The organism is Pseudoduganella umbonata (assembly GCF_014192225.1).
Lineage (GTDB): Bacteria > Pseudomonadota > Gammaproteobacteria > Burkholderiales > Burkholderiaceae_D > Rugamonas > Rugamonas umbonata.
Genome location: NZ_JACHXS010000003.1, coordinates 560,817 through 576,115, shown reverse-complemented (window position 1 = coordinate 576,115; position 15,299 = coordinate 560,817). Strand labels below are relative to the sequence as shown.

The window sequence follows — 15,299 nt, the reverse complement described above, 5'->3', positions numbered from 1 at the left end:
TTCTTGCTCTCTTTACTTGCTGCCGTAGATCTTGTCGAACTCGCCGCCATCGTCGAAGTGGCGCTTCTGTGCCGCGCGCCAGCCGCCGAATACCTCGTCCACGGTGAACAGCTTGATCGGCTTGAACTGTGCCGAATACTTCTTCAGCACCGCGGCCGAACGGGGACGCAGGTAGTGCTTGGCGATGATTTCCTGGCCCGCTTCCGAGTACAGGAAGTTCAGGTAGGCGGTTGCTTCCTTGCGGATGCCGCGCTTGTCGACCACCTTGTCGACCACCGCGACCGGCGACTCGGCCAGGATCGACACGGAAGGGTAGACGATGTCGAAGTCGCTGCCCATTTCGGCGCGCACCAGGTTGACTTCATTTTCGAAGGTCACCAGCACGTCGCCGATCTGGCGCTGCGTGAACGTGGTGGTGGCCGCGCGGCCGCCGCCGTCCAGCACCGGCACGTTGCGGAAGATCTTCGTCACCAGGTCGCGCGCCTGCGCATCCTTGCCGCCGTTCTGCAGCACCGAGCCCCAGGCGGCCAGGTAGGTGTAGCGGCCGTTGCCGGCAGTCTTCGGATTCGGAATCACCACCTTGACGCCCGGCTTGGCCAGGTCGGCCCAATCCTTGATGCCTTTCGGATTGCCCTTGCGGACCAGGTACACCATCGTCGAATACATCGGCGCCGCATTGTTCGGGAAGCGCTTGGCCCAGTCCTGCACGACCAGGCCGCGGTCGGCCAGCATGTCGATGTCGTTGGCCTGGTTCATCGTCACGACCGAGGCCTCGAGGCCGTCGGCCACCGAGCGCGCCTGTTTCGACGAGCCGCCGTGCGACTGCTTCACTTCGATGCTCTTGCCCGACTGCTTCGCGTACTGCGCTTCGAAGACGGGGTTGATGTCCTTGTACAGTTCGCGCGCCACGTCGTACGACACGTTCAGCAGCGTCACGTCGGCCGCGTGGGCCGGCGCGACGGCCATGGCGGAAGCGGCAACGCCGGCCAGCAGCAGCCGGCGGGTGTTGCTGAAGACGGCGCTAAATGCGATTTTTTTATTTGGCATGGTGGTCTCGTGTAAGAAAACAGATATGCATGGTCCGTCAAATCACGGCCGGACGGAAACTATATTTTCGTAATTTGCTTAGATCCGGCGCGCGCGCCTGCTGCCGGCGGCTTCCGGCTGACTGGTGTATAGTCCGCCTAATGAGCCAACCGCATTGCGCTGTTTTTGCCGACTTTCCATGAGTTTCGAGATCCGTCCCGCCGCCCCTCCCGATGCCGCTGCCGTCTGCCAGGTGCTGCGCCGCTCGATTGCCGAATGCTGTGTGCTCGACCATCGCAACGATCCGGACATCCTCGCGGCCTGGCTCGGCAACAAGCATCCGGGCATGGTGGCGTCGTGGTTCGAATCGCCCACCAATTATTCGCTGGTCGCGGTGCACGACGGCGCCATCGTCGGCGTGTCGCTGCTGACCGGGGCGGGCAAGCTGGCACTGTGCTACCTGTTGCCGGAAGCGCAGCGGCAGGGCGCCGGCAGCGCGCTGCTGCGGCACATGGAAGAGCGTGCGCTGGCGTCGGGCATGAAGGCGCTGTACCTGCACAGCACGGCGACCGCCGAGCGCTTCTTCGAGGCCAGCGGCTACCGGCGCGACGGCAACGTGCGCTCGCCGTATGGTGTCGAAACGATCCTGTTCTGGAAACCGCTGGCCCAGGGCGCGCAGCCCGATGCGCGCAAGCGCTTTTGCAACTGCAACTCCGCCTGATGCCCTGGCGGGTGCCTTGCCGGGTCCCCGCTCAAGCCCGCCACAGGACGGCCGATGCATCGTCGGCGCGCTTGACGGACAGTCCGGCCGCCATCCCCGCCTCGTGCGCGCGCAAGGTTCCCAGCGCCGTTTCCAGTCCCCCTTCCTCGCACAAGGCCAGCAGCGATGCCGGCGTGCATAGTCCGTACGGGTCCACCAGCCTGTAGAAGCCGTCCGTCATGGCCAGCAGCACGGCGCCAGCCGGCGCCGGCACCACGCGGCGCCGCGCGGCAAACGCGCCGTCCGGCCGCAGGCACAGGATCGACGGCCGCGGGCTGCCGTTCTGGAATTCCCGGCGGGCACGCAGCATCGGCAGCAGTCGGGCATGGCGGCTGGCTGGATCGTCGAGGCCGGCGGCGCGCAGCTTCGCGATTTCCGCCTGGAGCACGGCTTCCTGTGGATTGACATAAGGATCGAGATCGGCCACGCCGCCGCCCGGCGATTGCATCAGCGTGACGCAGTCGCCCAGGCAGTAGAGGTGCAGCATGCCGTCGCGCGTGGCGCGGATCCACGTCAGGGCGGCGATCGGCCACGCATGGGGAGGGATTTCGGCGCCGTTCGCGCGGACGAAGTACCCGCTGCGCACCGTGTCGATGGCCGCGTGCGTTGCGGCATGCTGGTCGAGCCCTGCCGCGATCGCCGGCCCGAGCGCGGCGGCGAAAGCGTGCACGAACCAGACGACGTCGCCGGCTTCATCGACGTAATCGCGGTCGGCAACGGACGTGGCGCCATCCAGCACGACCAGGTCGGTGTACGCGGTCGAATGGAAAATGGCCACGTGATCTTCGTTGTGGCCGGCGGTGGCGCCATGGCTGATCCGGTCGGTGCGGCTGGAGGTGGTCTGGTGGTCGTCCATGGCGCCCGATTATAGCGGGCGCCGGACGCGGCGGTTCAGGGATGCAGCGTGCCGCTGCAGGATCAGGGATGCAGCGTGCCGCTGCAGGATCAGGGATGCAGCGTGCCGCTACCGAAGGCTTTCAACTCGCCCGCCGCAAAGGGAACCCAGCCGTCCCGGCTGTCGACCGGCTGCGTGGCGATCATCGCGCGGCCTTCGTCCAGCCGGTAGTGCAGGTGCGTGGAGCAGTGCGCGAACAGTGTCTCGCCATTCGATAGGATGAAGTTGAACGTGCCGTGCGCGGCGATCCCGGCCGCCACGTCGGCCAGCGCGTCGCGCAGCACGTCGGGTGCCGGTTCGCCATCGGGGAAGCGGGCCGCCAGGCGCGACAGCAACAGGCAGAACGCCGCCTCGCTGTCGGTGTCGCCCTGCGGCACGAACCGGCCGGGCGCCGGCGCGAACTCCTTCAGGTCGCCGTTATGGGCGAAGCACCAGGTGCGGCCCCACAGCTGGCGGGCGAACGGATGCACGTTCTCGATCGCGATGCGGCCCTGCGTGGCCTTGCGGATATGCGCCAGGATGTTGCGGGCGCGCAGCGCACCACGGCGCACGCGCGCCGCCAGCGGCGAATCGATCGCGGCACGGTGATCCGTGTACAGCCGGCAGCGCTTGCCGCTGTGGAAGGCGATGCCCCAGCCATCCTTGTGCTCGTCGGTGCGGCCGCCCCGTTCGGCGAAAACGTCGAAGAACGGTCCGAGTCCGGCGGGTACGCTGCTGTTCAATCCGAGGAGCTGGCACATGGTGGCATCGATAAATCATTGAAGTTGAGTTCAAGATACCCGCGTACGCTTCGGGTCGAAACGAATCTTTTCCAATATGCTTATGTGTGATCGTGGTGCTTTAAAGAAATCTACCGCCAGTGGCCGTTTTTCTTGCACTACTGTTGTGGCGGTGCGTCGGCGATATGCACGGGCCGAATAACAAATCGCAAAACGATTCGTTTTGAAATTACCTGCCGCGCCTTAGCCTTGTCGCACCGCATCTGCTTCAGAAAGGCTGCAATGAGTTTCCCCATCCTCCAACAGTACCTGGCCCGGCTGGCCGATCCCGCCGAAGTGGCCAGATCGCCATCGTCGCTGTGGCTCGACGTTGCCGGCCGCGCGCACGGACGCTTCTTCAACTGCACGATGACCAGCGTGTTCCATCCGGTGCGCGAGCTCGACAGCGGCACGGCGGTCGCCTGCGAAGGGCTGGCCCGTGGCATGTCGGCGGAAGATGAGGGGTTGTCGCTGTGGCGCCTGCTCGAGAACGCGGCCAGCGACGATGAATCCGTCGAGCTCGACCGCCTGTGCCGCATGCTGCACGCGATCAATTTCTTCCGCCAGCCCGACTGCGAGCGGCTCGACCTGCACCTCAACGTGCATGGCAGGCTGCTGTCCGCCGTCAGCAGCAACCATGGCCACGCCTTCCGCCGCATCCTCGATGCGCTGGGATTGCCGCTGGCGCGCATCGTGCTGCAATTGCCGGCAACGACGCCGCAGCAGGGCTGGCTGCTCGGTTATGTGGCGGACAATTACCGCCGCAACGGTTTCCGCTTCGCCGTGCAGGCCGGCAGTCCGCAGGAAGGACTGGCGCTGCTGGAACGCGTGCGGCCGGACGTGATCCGCTGCGACGCCCGCATCGCGCGCGACTGGGAAGGCATGGCGCGCCTGCTGTCGGCTGCGGCCGCGCGCAATACGCGCGTCCTGTTCCACCACGCGGAGGGCGCCGCCGCGCTGGCGGCGCTGAACGGCATCGCGGAACTGGCTGGCGTGCAACCTTTGGCGCAGGGGCATGCACTGGACATGCCGCGCGCCGTGCTGCCGGCCACGCTGGTGCAGGCGGCCGCCTGATGCGGTGGCGCCGGCGGGAAGGCGCGCAGCGGCAGGCCGCAAAAGGACCCTGCGCACTGTCCCGGTGAATTAAGCGGGGCTTAAATGATGAGCCGCGAATGATACAATTTACGCCACACAGTTAAAGAGCTTTCTCAACTCCGCTCGCCATCGGCTATAGTTACGCTCGCATCCGCTTCACTGCACCAATGGGATAGCTATGGCAACGCGCAGACATTTTCTACACAAGACACTGGGGGCAGCCGCCGCCAGCTTCATCGGAGCCCCGCTGGTGGGCCTGGCGCCGGCGCGCGCGCAGGCCCTGGAGCCGCCGCCCGATATCTTCGATGCCCAGGCACTCGACCTGGAATTCTGGATCAAGCCTCGCACGCTTACCGTGACCCGGCCGCAAAGCGGAGAAAAGGCGTCGGTGCTGTACTGGAAAGATGGCGAACTGATCGATTCGGCGTACCAGCAGCTGTGCCACCTGCTGCGCGACGTGAACGGCAAGGCCACCGCGCCGATGGACCCGAAGCTGCTGGAAACGCTGTGGGGCGCGCAGGCGTTCGTCGCGCGCTATGGCATCGAGAGCCCGGTCGAGATCCTGTCCGGCTACCGTACTCCCGCTTCGAACCAGCGGCTGCGCGAGCAGGGCATTCCTGCCGCGCGGCAATCGCTGCACCTGGAAGGCAAGGCGGCCGATATCCGGATCGCGAACCTGAACGAGGAAGTCGTGGGTGGCCTGATCAAGAGCTTCCGGCAGGGCGGCGTCGGCTTCTACTACCGCAGCGGCCCGCGCGGCGGCTGGATCCATGCCGACACGGGCCTGAAGCGTACCTGGAAGGGGTAAGCACGGCCCGGCCTTGCAAGGTCGGGCCGGGGCACCCGAGCGCGGAGCGCCCGCCCCGCACCGGCAGATCGCTCAACCGCAATGCACCGCTATCGAACGGCGGTCCACTGCGATCAGCTGGAATACGCCGCAAGAATCAGGCGCAAGAATCAGGCGCAAGGCTCAGCCCCAAGACTCAGCCCTAGGACTCAGCCCTAAGACTCAGCCGTAATAATACGGCTTGGTCTCCACCGAATCCTGCCGCTGCCGGTCCAGTTCGTCCAGGTCCTGCCGGTGATCCCACCAGATCTTCCAGCCGCGGCGCTGTTCCGCTTCCACGTTGGGGTGCTCTTCCTTGTACTGATTCAGGAATTGCTCGAATTCCGATACATAGCGTTTGTATTTCATGTTTTCTCCTGTTCTTCGGTTACACTGCGGGCCGAATCGATTACCTGTCACCATTCGCGAACACGTCGCAAACACGAACAGCAGAGACCCATGCAGCACGAAAATGACGAAGGGGCGCAACCACGTTTCCGCCCCGTGCCGTGGACGGCACTGGAAACCCCCGCCGATGCCGAACTGTGGATCGCCGAGCATGACCTGGCGTTGCAGGAGCATGTCGGCAAGAACGAGACCGGCTATGGCGTGTGCTTCACACTGGCCGCCGGAGGCGACATCTTCATGCAGACTTCCGATGACGCCGTCGTTCTCGATATTACGCCGGACGCCGAGTGGGTGGCGCCACTGATCGCCGCGGTATCCGGGGCGGAGCCGCCGAAAGGCTCGATGTGGATACTGGCGGACGACAAGCTGGTGCAGCTGATCCTCGGCCTGTCGACACTGGTCGCCAGTACCACGCTCGTGGTCGGCCACAACTTCGGCCGCCGGCGCTGGTCCTGACCCGCAACGCCACCGTGCGCGCGGGTGCGGCGCCTACTCGACTTGCCGAATCGTCCATGCTAGTCTGATTCTCAGCCCGGCCGCCAGTTACGGGGATTTCACCAAGCTAGGGATCAATCCCCAGGGATCAACTCCCAGGGATCAACTCCCAGGGATCAACTCTCAGGGATCAACTCTGAGGGATTACCTGATAGGGATAAGCTCATGGACAGCCCGATGCCCGCGCCCGAATCGATGCCATCGCTCCCGCCGTCCGGCGGCCTGCCGCCCGGCGTGCTTGCCGAGTTGTCCGAGCTGTCCGAGCTGTCCGAGTTGTCCGGGTTGTCCCATGAGGGACTGCTGGCCGCGCTCGGCGGCAGCGGCCTGATGCAGGCGCCCGCAAGCGGCGGGCGCGAGCGCTTCGACGAGCTCTACCTGCTGGCCCCGGTCGGGGTGTTCCTGCTGGCGGAAGACGCGACGATCCTGCAGGCCAATCTTGCCGGCGCCGGCCTGCTCGGCATCGAGCGCGCCAGCGCCGGGCGGGCATGCTTCCGCAGCTACGTCGCGCAGCGCTTCCTCGTGGATTTCGACGCTTTCGTCGCGCGTGCGCTGGCCAGCCGGGAGCCGGTGCGCTGCGGCGTGCAATTGCAGCGCGACCGTGGCGACCGGGGCGTGCCCGTCACGCTGCTCGGCTGTGCGGCGGCCGGCGCGCTGCACCTGACCGTGGAGCCTGCGGCAGGGCGCCTCGCCGCACTCGAACAGAGCGAGGAGCGCTTCCGCCGCATCGTGCAGACCGCCCGCGAAGGCATCTGGGAATTCGACGCCGCCGCGCGCACCAGTTTCGCCAACCCGCGCATGGCCGAGATGCTGGGGTATCCCGTCGAAGCGATGGCCGGGCGGCCGCTGATGTCGTTCCTCGACGCCGAGGGCCGCTCGCTGCTCGAGCGCAACATCGTGCGCCAGCAGGAAGGCATGCCGGGGCGGCACGAGCTGAAGTTCATGCGCAGCGATGGCAGCGCCCTGTGGGTGCACCTGACCGCCAATGCCCTGTTCGATGCCGACGGCGGTTTCCTTGGTGCGCTGGCGCTGGTTTCCGACATCACCGAACACCGCGAATCGGCGGAGCTGGCCTGGCAGCAGGCCAATTTCGATGCGCTGACAGGGCTGCCGAACCGCAATATGTTCCAGGAGCGGCTGCACCAGGAAATGAAGAAGGCGCGCCGCGAACGTGGCTTCCTGGCGCTGCTGTTCATCGATCTCGACCAGTTCAAGCAGATCAACGACCGCCACGGCCACCAGCAGGGCGATGCGCTGCTGGTCCAGGCCGCCGCTCGGCTGGGCGCGTGCATGCGCGCCACCGATACGCTGGCCCGCATCGGCGGCGACGAGTTCGTGGCGATCCTGCCCGGGCTCGGCCACGTGCAGGATGCCGAGCGGGTGGCGCAGGACATCGTCGCGGTGCTGCAGCGGCCGTTCGAACTGGCCGGCGGCGAACAGGGGAATATTTCCGGCAGTGTCGGCATCGCACTGTATCCATCGGATGCCGCCGACGCCGAAGAATTGCTGCGCCATGCCGACCAGGCAATGTATGCGGCCAAGAACAGCGGCCGCAACCGGTACACCTACTTCACGGACGACATGCAGTCGGCCGCCCAGCAGCGCGCCAGGCTGGCGCTGGACCTGCGCCGCGCCGCGGCGAACGACGAATTCGAATTGCACTACCAGCCGATCGTCAATTTGAAGACGGGCGTCATCGAGCGTGCCGAAGCACTGCTGCGCTGGCGCCACCCGGAGCGGGGCCTGCTCAATCCGGCTGATTTCATTGCCGGTGCCGAATCGTCCGGCGTGCTGCTCGAGATCGGTGACCGGGCCTTCCGCCAGGCCGCCGACCAGGTGCTGGCCTGGCAGCGCGCGATCGGCCGGCCGTTCCAGGTCACCGTCAATGTGACGTCGGCCCAGTTGCGCGACGAGGCGCACGGCTGGCTTGGCTATGTGGAAAGCCTGCACCTGCCGCCGCGCAGCCTGGTCGCCGACGTGTCGGAAGACATCCTGAACGAGCCGGCCGGGCATGTCTTCGAACGCCTTGGCCGGCTCCATGCGCTGGGCATGCAGGTGGCGCTGGACGACTTCGGCACCGGCCACTCGGCGCTGGCCCAGCTGCAGCAGTTCGACATCGACTACCTGAAGATCGACCGCAGTTTCGTCGGCGGGCTGGCCGGCGATTCCGGCAACCTGGCGATGTGCGAAGCCATCATCCTGCTGGCCCACAAGCTGGGGCTGGAGGTGGTGGCGGAAGGGGTCGAAACGGAAGCGCAGCTGGCGCTGCTGAAAGCCGCCGGCTGCGACCTGGCGCAGGGCTATGTGTTTGCGCGGCCAGTGCCGGCGGATGAATTGCTGGCCCTGGCACGGCGGGGAACGCTCGCGCTTCCTAGCGCAAGCTCAGCAGCGAAACTACCCGGTCCCGGTTGATTCCCACCAGCGCCGAGGTCAGCGCCAGCAGCGACTGGTAGCCCGGCTCGTTGGCGATCGTGGAAAAGCGCGTCGCCAGGTCGTCGACGCCGGCCACTTCGATGTCCGGCATGGCGCTCTGCGCGCGCTGGGTCGCCGTGTTCAGCTCGTTGCGGACCTTGCCCAGCGCGGCTTCCACGTGCGACAGCGCCTGCATTACCTGCTGCAGCGTATCGCGCATCGATTCGATGTCGGTGGTGTCCCAGTTGTCCGGCGCTACCGCGGGTGCTTCGGCCTCGGCCTTCAGGCGGTTCAGTTGCCCGGTCGGGAAGCGGATGCCGCTGCCCTGCACGGCGATCGAATCGCGTAGCGCCGGCCAGCTGTTCTCGCTGGTGGAAAATACCAGCTCGCCATCCTCGTTCGAGGACACCCGCACGCCGATGGGGCCCAGCGCCTGGTCGAAGCGGGAAACGATTTCCTCGTCCGACAGGCCGGGCGACAGGTGCACCGAGCGCAGCCCCTGCGCGCCGCCGCCGATCGCCACGGCCAGCGTTTCGCGCGCACCATTGCGCAGGTTGCCCAGCGACATGCCGCGTACCGTGAAGCGCTGGCTGGACGGTTCCGCGCCGCTGAAGTTGAGCCGTGCGTCCAGCGAGCCGCCCGACGCTTCGCGGCGGTTGCGCCAGGTATCGGCGAATTGCCGCACCTGTTGTTCGAGTTGCCCGTCACGCATCTGGCGCGCGGCCAGCTTCGTGGAGAGATCGGTTTTCAGCGCGCGCAGTTGCGCGGCGCTTTGTTCGAGGAAATCCACCGCCTGCTGGGCGCTGGAAATATCGTTCTGCAGGGGCTGGTCCCAGTTGCTCAGTCCGCGCCGCAAGGGCGCGGCCTGGGTGGGGGGCGTGGCCGACGCTCCCGGCGCCGGACCATGGGCCGACGTTTTTCCCTGGGCAGCGCCTGCCAGGCCGGCCGTGTCCAGCGAGGTCGCCGAGCCCGACGATTCCTTGCTGATTCCGGCAGTGCTGGAGCGCTGTACGATTTGCATTGCGTTGTTTTAGATCAATTAAAGTACATTAAAAAGCGACAAATTGCTGATCTTGGAATAGGACTGATACGTCGCTTGCAGTGCCATATTGTAGCCTGACAGCTCGCTGGCCGCGACACCGTAATCGAGCTGTCCCAGTTCGGTAAACGCGGTCTTGTTCGACAGGCTGACGTTGGCATGGTTGGTGTCGAGCGTGCCCAGCACGTTTTGCGCACCGCCCAGCTTGGCGATCTTGCCGGCCAATTGGTCCTGCGTCGACGCCACCGCCGTCATCGTGTCGCCGATCAGCGTCTTCAGTGTTTCCTCGGAAGACCCATCGGTATTGTTCCTCAACCCCTCGATGGCTTCGTTCATCTTGTTCAGCAGTGCGTCCAGGCCGCCGAGGTTGACGTTGACGGGCTGCGTGATGCCATTGCCGACGACGACTTTCTGTTCGCCCTCGTTGCCGGCATAGCTGTACGCGGTGCCGTCGAAGGCGATCGGCGCCGTGTTGGTCAGCGTGCCGGAAAACAGGTACTTGCCTTCCTGGTCGCGCGTGTTGGCCGTGTACAGCAGGCTGTCGCGCAGCGACACCAGGCTGTCGACCATCGATTTCAGGTCGTCCGGGGTGTTGCTGCCGTCGGCCGCCCAGACCAGCAGGTCATGGGCCTCGGCCAGGTCGCCGACCATGCCGGTCAGGTAGCTTTCGTTCTTCGACAGCCGGATCTGGACTGCGCCGATGTTCTCGCGGTACTGGTCGATGATGGCTTCCTCGCGCGCCAGGCGCGACATGCGCACACCGGTGACCGGGTCGTCGGACGGCAGCATCACGGACTTGCCGGAGGCCATCTGCTGGGTCAGGCGCGAGACCGACGTCTGGTTCAGCTCGAGCGAGCGGTTCATCGTGGCGTGGAACTGGGTGGTGGCGATACGCATCGTTTTACCTCTTTCAGCCGAACATCGACAGCGTGGCGTCGAACAGCGAGTTCGCCACCGCGATGACTTTCATGTTGGCCTGGTACATGTTCTGGAATTCGACGAGGTTCATGGCTTCCTCGTCGCGGTTGACGCCGGACGTCGACGCCCAGTCGTCCTCCGCCTGCTGGCGGATCGTCGTGGCGGTATTGAGCAGCGACTTGTTCTGCTGGCTGTCGATGCCCAAGCTGCCCACCAGTTGCGTGTCGGCGTCGCCGAGGATCACGGTGCCGACTGACGGCAGGTCGATGGTCTGGTTCTTGATGTCGACCAGCAGCAGCAGGTTGCCGGAATCGCCCGGCGTGCCGTCCGCCGACAGTGCCAGGTCGCTGGCGCTGTAGTCCTGGGTGACCGACAGGATGCCGACGGCGCCGCCACCGCTGACCTCGAACATCGGCTTGCCCGGATTGCCGGCGCCGTCCTGCCCTTGCGCCAGCTGCGCGTTGATCTTCGTGGCCAGCTGGGTGGCCATCGACACGATCGATGCCTGCAGCGGATCCAGCACGTTCTTCTCGAACGTGCCCAGGCCGCCCAGCTGGCCGCCCATCGCGGTATCGTCGACCCCGTACACGGAGCGGGCAAACGTCACCTGCATCTGCGGCGTGCCGCCCGTGGTATCGATGCCCAGCGTGGCGGCCTGGTTGCCGACCACCAGCGGCTGGCCCGATTTCAGCGAAACCGCGCGGCTGCCGTCCGGCTGTTCCAGCACTTCGACCGCGGCCAGTTGCGACAGGCTGTCGATGGCCATGTCGCGCTCGTCGATCAGCGCGGACACGTTGGTGCCGGTGGCGCCGGCCGCCACGATGCGCGTATTGAGCGCGGCGATGTTCTGCGTCAGCGTATTAAATTTTGGCAGGACCGCGTCGCGCTGCTGCTGCACGGAAAGCTGCTGGTTGCGCGTCACCTGGTAGATGCTGTTGAAGCTTTCCGCTAGCGCGCCAGCCTGCGCGACGACCTGTCCGCGCAGCGGTACCGACGTGGGTTCCTCGCCGACGGCATTGAGCGCCTTGAAATAGTTGTCGACCGCATACGACAGGCTCGACTTGTCGTCGCCCATGACCTGTTCCAGCTGGGTCAGGTAGGGCTGTTGCGTCGTATAGCGGCCCAGCTCGGCGTTGGCGCGCCACAGCTGCTGGGTCTTGTAGGAGTCCGAGATACGCAGCAGCGCGCTGACTTCGACGCCGTTGCCGGCCTGCCGCGTGCCGAAGCCGGGGGCCACGGCGGCCAGCAGCACGCCCTGGCGCGTATAGCCCTTGGTCTGCAGGTTGGCCACGTTCTGGCTGGTCGCGTTCAGCGCGGCTTGCGCAGCCACGGCGCCCGACAATGCGTTGTTGATGATGGTCATGGACGGATCCGGTTGAAGTGCGTCCGCCAGCGAGAGCATGCAGCGTGGGCTGGCGGAGATTTACATTCTCTTAATTCAGCAAGGCGACACAAACTTGCCCGAGATTAAGACTTCGTGGAAATATTCTGCGCTGAGGGGCTGGCCGGGGCAGGGGCCGGCTGGGTGAGCGGTGCCGGCGCCGCCGGCAGCAGCTGGCGCAGGATCGCATCGGCAATGCCGAACGCTCGCTGGTTTGCCATCTGGTCGGCCACCAGGTTGTCGGCCATGTCCAGCATGTCGCTGTTGATGGAGTCCTTGTAGATGCTGTCGTCGCCCGCCAGCTCCTTCGTCGAGCTGCGCATCTGCTTGAGCATGTGGCCGATGAAGAAAGCCTCGAACTTGACGGCGGCTTCGCTGGCTTTTTTCTTGTAGGCACTGTCCGGCGATCCGGCTGCCGCAAAGTCGGGGGCGTTCGGCGCCACGGCCTGCGGCAGTGCCGAGCTCGCCTTGTCGAGGCCGAGCGCACCGCCCGCCGGCGTGGCCGAAGTCAGGCGCGGGTCCATCAGATCACCACCAGTTCGCCTTCGATCGCACCGGCCTGGTCCAGCGCCTGCAGGATCGCCATGATGTCGTCCGGCGTCGCGCCCAGGCTGTTGACCGTATCGACGATGGTCTGCAGCTTGGCGCCCGGCGGCCACTGGAACATCGGGCGGCCGCCCTGGTCCACCGACACGTTCGACTGCGGCGTGACGGCGGTCTGGCCGCCGGCAAGCGGGTTCGGCTGGCTGACCTTGGAACTTTCCGAGATCACCACCTTCAGCGAGCCATGCGTGATGGCGGCAGCCTTTACGCGCAGGCCGTCGGCGATCACCACCGTGCCGGTGCGCGAATTGAAGACCACTTTCGGATTTTCCTGGCCGGCTTCGATCGCCAGCGCCTCCAGCTTGGCCATGAAGGCCACGCGCTGGGTCGGGTTTTCCGGTGCCACGACGGCGACGCTGGTGGCATCCTCGGTGCTGGCGATGCCGCCGAAGCGCTTGTTGATCGACTCGACGATATTGGTGGCGGTCTCGAAGCTGGGGCGTTTCAGCGACAGGCGCACGCTGCCGTTGGTGGAAAAATCGGTGGCGATTTCCCGCTCGATCATCGCGCCGTTGGGGATGCGCCCGGCGGTCGGGGTGTTGACGGTGACCGACGAACCGCTCTTGCCGGCGGCGGCCAGGCCGCCGACCACGACATTACCCTGGGCCAGCGCGTAGACTTCATTGTCGGCCGCGCGAAGCGGGGTCAGCAGCAACGAACCGCCGCGCAGCGACTTCGCATCGCCCAGCGACGAGACGGTGATGTCGATCGGCTGGCCGCGGCGATAGCCGGGCGGGAAGACCGCGGACACCATCACGGCGGCCACGTTCTTGCTTTTCGCATCGGCACCGTCCGGCATCTTCACGCCGAATTGCTTGAGCATGTTGACCACCGACTGGCTGGCGAATTTCACCTGGGTGGAGTCGCCGCTGCCGTTCAGGCCCACCACCAGCCCGTAGCCGACCAGCGGGTTCTCCCGCACGCCTTCGATCGACACCAGGTTGCGCAGCGGCTGGGCCGCCTGCACGGGCAGTGCGGCCAGCCCCAGGGCGCCGACGGCCAGCAACGAAGCAATCAGTTTTTTCATGGATGACCTCAAAACGGCATCAGGGGGCCGAGGAAGAACCGCTGCAGCCAGCCCGGCTGGTTGGTATCGGCCAGCGTGCCTTGCGCCGAGTAGGCGATGCGGGCGTTGGCGATGCGTTGCGACGACACCTGGTTGTTGGCATCGATATCGGCGGCGCGCAGGTAGCCGCGCAGGCGCAGGAACTCCTCGCCCTGGTTCAGCGTCACGCCTTTTTCGCCCGCCACTTTCAGCAAGCCGTTCGGCATCACTTCCTGCACGATCACGGTGATCGCGCCGGTCAGCGCATTCTGCTGGGTGGCGGTGGCGTCGCCCTGGAACGAGTGGCCGGCCGACAGGTCGATCCCCGCTTTCGGGAACGTCTTGCCGAGCAGGGCAGGGGGCGTCACGGAGATGCCGGAATCCTTGCCCAGCTTGGTACCGGCGCTTTTCGACGCCTGCGTGGTTTCTTCCAGGATCACGGTGACCACGTCGCCGACGCGGAAGGCGCGGCTGTCCGAGGTGAGCGACAGGCCGGCATCGGCGGCGAACACGCCGCCGGAGGTGCCGCGCGGCGCGGCGGAGCGGGTCACCTGGGGCGGCTCGTCGAACGGACCGGGACGCACGGCAGGCGGGGCAAGGGAGGAGGCGCAACCGGCCAGCAGCATCGCGGCCAGTGCGCACAGTTGCGCTTTGATCATCAGACTCGAACCTCGGTGGTGGATGGCATTAGCGGGCGGCCTGGGCCAGGTACTGCAGCATGTTGTCGGCTGCCGACAGCACCTTCGTGTTCATTTCGTAGGTACGCTGGGCGGCGATCATGTCGACCATTTCCTCGACCACCTGGACGTTCGATGCTTCCAGCGCACCCTGCTTGAGCTTGCCGAACTGGGCATCGCCCGGGCGGCCTTCGGTTGCCGCGCCGGACGAAGCGGTTTCGGCAAATAGGTTCTCGCCCAGTGCCTGCAGGCCGGCCGGGTTGATGAAACTCGTCAGGGTCAGCTGGCCCAGTTCGGTCGGCTGGGTATTGCCCGGAATGGTCGCCGTCACGGTACCGTTCTCGCCGATCGTGATCCCCGTGGCGTTGGCCGGCACGGTGATCTGCGGTACCAGCGGCAGGCCCTGGGCGTTGATCAGCACGCCGTTCGCATCGAGGCCCAGCTGGCCGGCACGGGTGAAACCTGCCTCGCCGTTGGGCCGGCGCACCTGCAGGAAACCGTTGCCGAGCACGGCCACGTCGTACTGGTTGCTGGTGATCTGCGTGCTGCCCGTCGTAAAGACCTTCTGGGTGCCGACCATGTGGGTACCGTTACCCAGCTGTACACCGGTCGGTGCCAGCGTATTGTTGTCGGCGCGCTGCGCGCCCGGCTGGCCTTCGACCGAGTAGAACAGGTCTTCGAAGACCACGCGGTCCTTCTTGAAGCCGACCGTGTTAGCGTTGGCCAGGTTGTTGGCGATGGCTTGCAGCTTGGCATCCTGTGCCTGCACGCCGGTCTTGCTGATCCACATTGCTGGATTCATTCGATACTCCTGGGTGTGTTCTGTGTGCCGGGAAACTTTACCCGGTTACGACAATCCGTAGGGCAACTTTAGTGCCGCCTGGAAAATAGTGTCGCATGGCAGCCGCTGATGTTGTGCGGGGGAGACACCGGGGCCGTCGACCAGCCCCGGCGCATGCATATC

Annotated in this window: 16 protein-coding genes; 5 read left to right on the top strand and 11 right to left on the bottom strand. The window is 65.8% G+C overall.

Annotated features, from left to right (window positions below; genetic code table 11):
• Positions 1–12 precede the first annotated feature (12 nt).
• Entirely contained in the window at positions 13–1,047 is a 1,035-nt protein-coding gene (locus FHS02_RS11210) for a sulfate ABC transporter substrate-binding protein (protein ID WP_137313496.1), read from the bottom strand.
• Between the two features lie 178 nt (positions 1,048–1,225).
• Here FHS02_RS11210 and FHS02_RS11205 point away from each other — a divergent pair, with 178 nt between their 5' ends.
• Positions 1,226–1,747, top strand: coding sequence for a GNAT family N-acetyltransferase (locus FHS02_RS11205; RefSeq protein WP_137313495.1), 522 nt, complete (start codon positions 1,226–1,228; stop codon positions 1,745–1,747).
• A gap of 31 nt (positions 1,748–1,778) precedes the next feature.
• On the opposite strand, the gene FHS02_RS11200 is transcribed toward FHS02_RS11205, so the two are convergent.
• On the bottom strand, positions 1,779–2,642 hold the full coding sequence (locus FHS02_RS11200; protein ID WP_137313494.1) for a protein phosphatase 2C domain-containing protein: 864 nt from the start codon (positions 2,640–2,642) through the stop codon (positions 1,779–1,781).
• Positions 2,643–2,731: 89 nt separating this feature from the next.
• Positions 2,732–3,421, bottom strand: a complete 690-nt coding sequence (locus tag FHS02_RS11195; protein WP_137313493.1) for a class II glutamine amidotransferase — start codon at positions 3,419–3,421, stop codon at positions 2,732–2,734.
• Positions 3,422–3,682: 261 nt separating this feature from the next.
• On the opposite strand from FHS02_RS11195, the gene FHS02_RS11190 reads away from it, so the two are divergent.
• Entirely contained in the window at positions 3,683–4,513 is an 831-nt protein-coding gene (locus FHS02_RS11190; RefSeq protein WP_183444254.1) for an EAL domain-containing protein, read from the top strand.
• A 199-nt stretch (positions 4,514–4,712) separates the two neighbouring features.
• Positions 4,713–5,342: a YcbK family protein gene (locus FHS02_RS11185; protein WP_137313491.1), complete on the top strand. Its 630-nt coding sequence runs from the start codon at positions 4,713–4,715 to the stop codon at positions 5,340–5,342.
• Between the two features lie 201 nt (positions 5,343–5,543).
• Here the strand turns inward: FHS02_RS11185 and FHS02_RS11180 are convergent, their stop codons facing one another.
• Complete coding sequence (locus FHS02_RS11180) at positions 5,544–5,729, bottom strand: DUF3460 family protein (RefSeq protein ID WP_137313490.1); 186 nt, start codon at positions 5,727–5,729, stop codon at positions 5,544–5,546.
• A 90-nt stretch (positions 5,730–5,819) separates the two neighbouring features.
• Here FHS02_RS11180 and FHS02_RS11175 point away from each other — a divergent pair, with 90 nt between their 5' ends.
• Positions 5,820–6,224, top strand: a complete 405-nt coding sequence (locus FHS02_RS11175) for a hypothetical protein (protein ID WP_137313489.1) — start codon at positions 5,820–5,822, stop codon at positions 6,222–6,224.
• Between the two features lie 204 nt (positions 6,225–6,428).
• A complete protein-coding gene (locus FHS02_RS11170; protein WP_229422585.1) occupies positions 6,429–8,672 on the top strand; it encodes a putative bifunctional diguanylate cyclase/phosphodiesterase in 2,244 nt (747 codons plus the stop codon).
• Here the strand turns inward: FHS02_RS11170 and FHS02_RS11165 are convergent.
• From FHS02_RS11165 to flgG, 7 genes are all read right to left on the bottom strand, one after another.
• Positions 8,632–9,693 (bottom strand): hypothetical protein, encoded by a 1,062-nt coding sequence (locus FHS02_RS11165; protein WP_137313488.1) that lies wholly within the window; start codon positions 9,691–9,693, stop codon positions 8,632–8,634. The genes FHS02_RS11170 and FHS02_RS11165 overlap by 41 nt on opposite strands.
• 18 nt (positions 9,694–9,711) lie before the next feature.
• Positions 9,712–10,608 carry a flagellar hook-associated protein FlgL gene (gene flgL, locus FHS02_RS11160; RefSeq protein WP_137313487.1) on the bottom strand — a complete coding sequence of 299 codons (897 nt, stop codon included), beginning with the start codon at positions 10,606–10,608 and terminating at the stop codon, positions 9,712–9,714.
• Positions 10,609–10,621: 13 nt separating this feature from the next.
• A complete protein-coding gene (gene flgK / locus FHS02_RS11155) occupies positions 10,622–11,992 on the bottom strand; it encodes a flagellar hook-associated protein FlgK (protein WP_137313486.1) in 1,371 nt (456 codons plus the stop codon).
• Positions 11,993–12,096: 104 nt separating this feature from the next.
• Positions 12,097–12,534: a rod-binding protein gene (locus tag FHS02_RS11150; protein WP_137313485.1), complete on the bottom strand. Its 438-nt coding sequence runs from the start codon at positions 12,532–12,534 to the stop codon at positions 12,097–12,099.
• Positions 12,534–13,640 carry a flagellar basal body P-ring protein FlgI gene (locus FHS02_RS11145; protein ID WP_137313484.1) on the bottom strand — a complete coding sequence of 369 codons (1,107 nt, stop codon included), beginning with the start codon at positions 13,638–13,640 and terminating at the stop codon, positions 12,534–12,536. Before FHS02_RS11145 ends, FHS02_RS11150 begins: the two co-directional genes overlap by 1 nt.
• A gap of 8 nt (positions 13,641–13,648) precedes the next feature.
• Positions 13,649–14,317, bottom strand: a complete 669-nt coding sequence (flgH, locus tag FHS02_RS11140) for a flagellar basal body L-ring protein FlgH (RefSeq protein ID WP_137313483.1) — start codon at positions 14,315–14,317, stop codon at positions 13,649–13,651.
• A gap of 28 nt (positions 14,318–14,345) precedes the next feature.
• Positions 14,346–15,137 carry a flagellar basal-body rod protein FlgG gene (flgG, locus tag FHS02_RS11135; protein WP_175424776.1) on the bottom strand — a complete coding sequence of 264 codons (792 nt, stop codon included), beginning with the start codon at positions 15,135–15,137 and terminating at the stop codon, positions 14,346–14,348.
• Between the last annotated feature and the right edge of the window lie 162 nt (positions 15,138–15,299).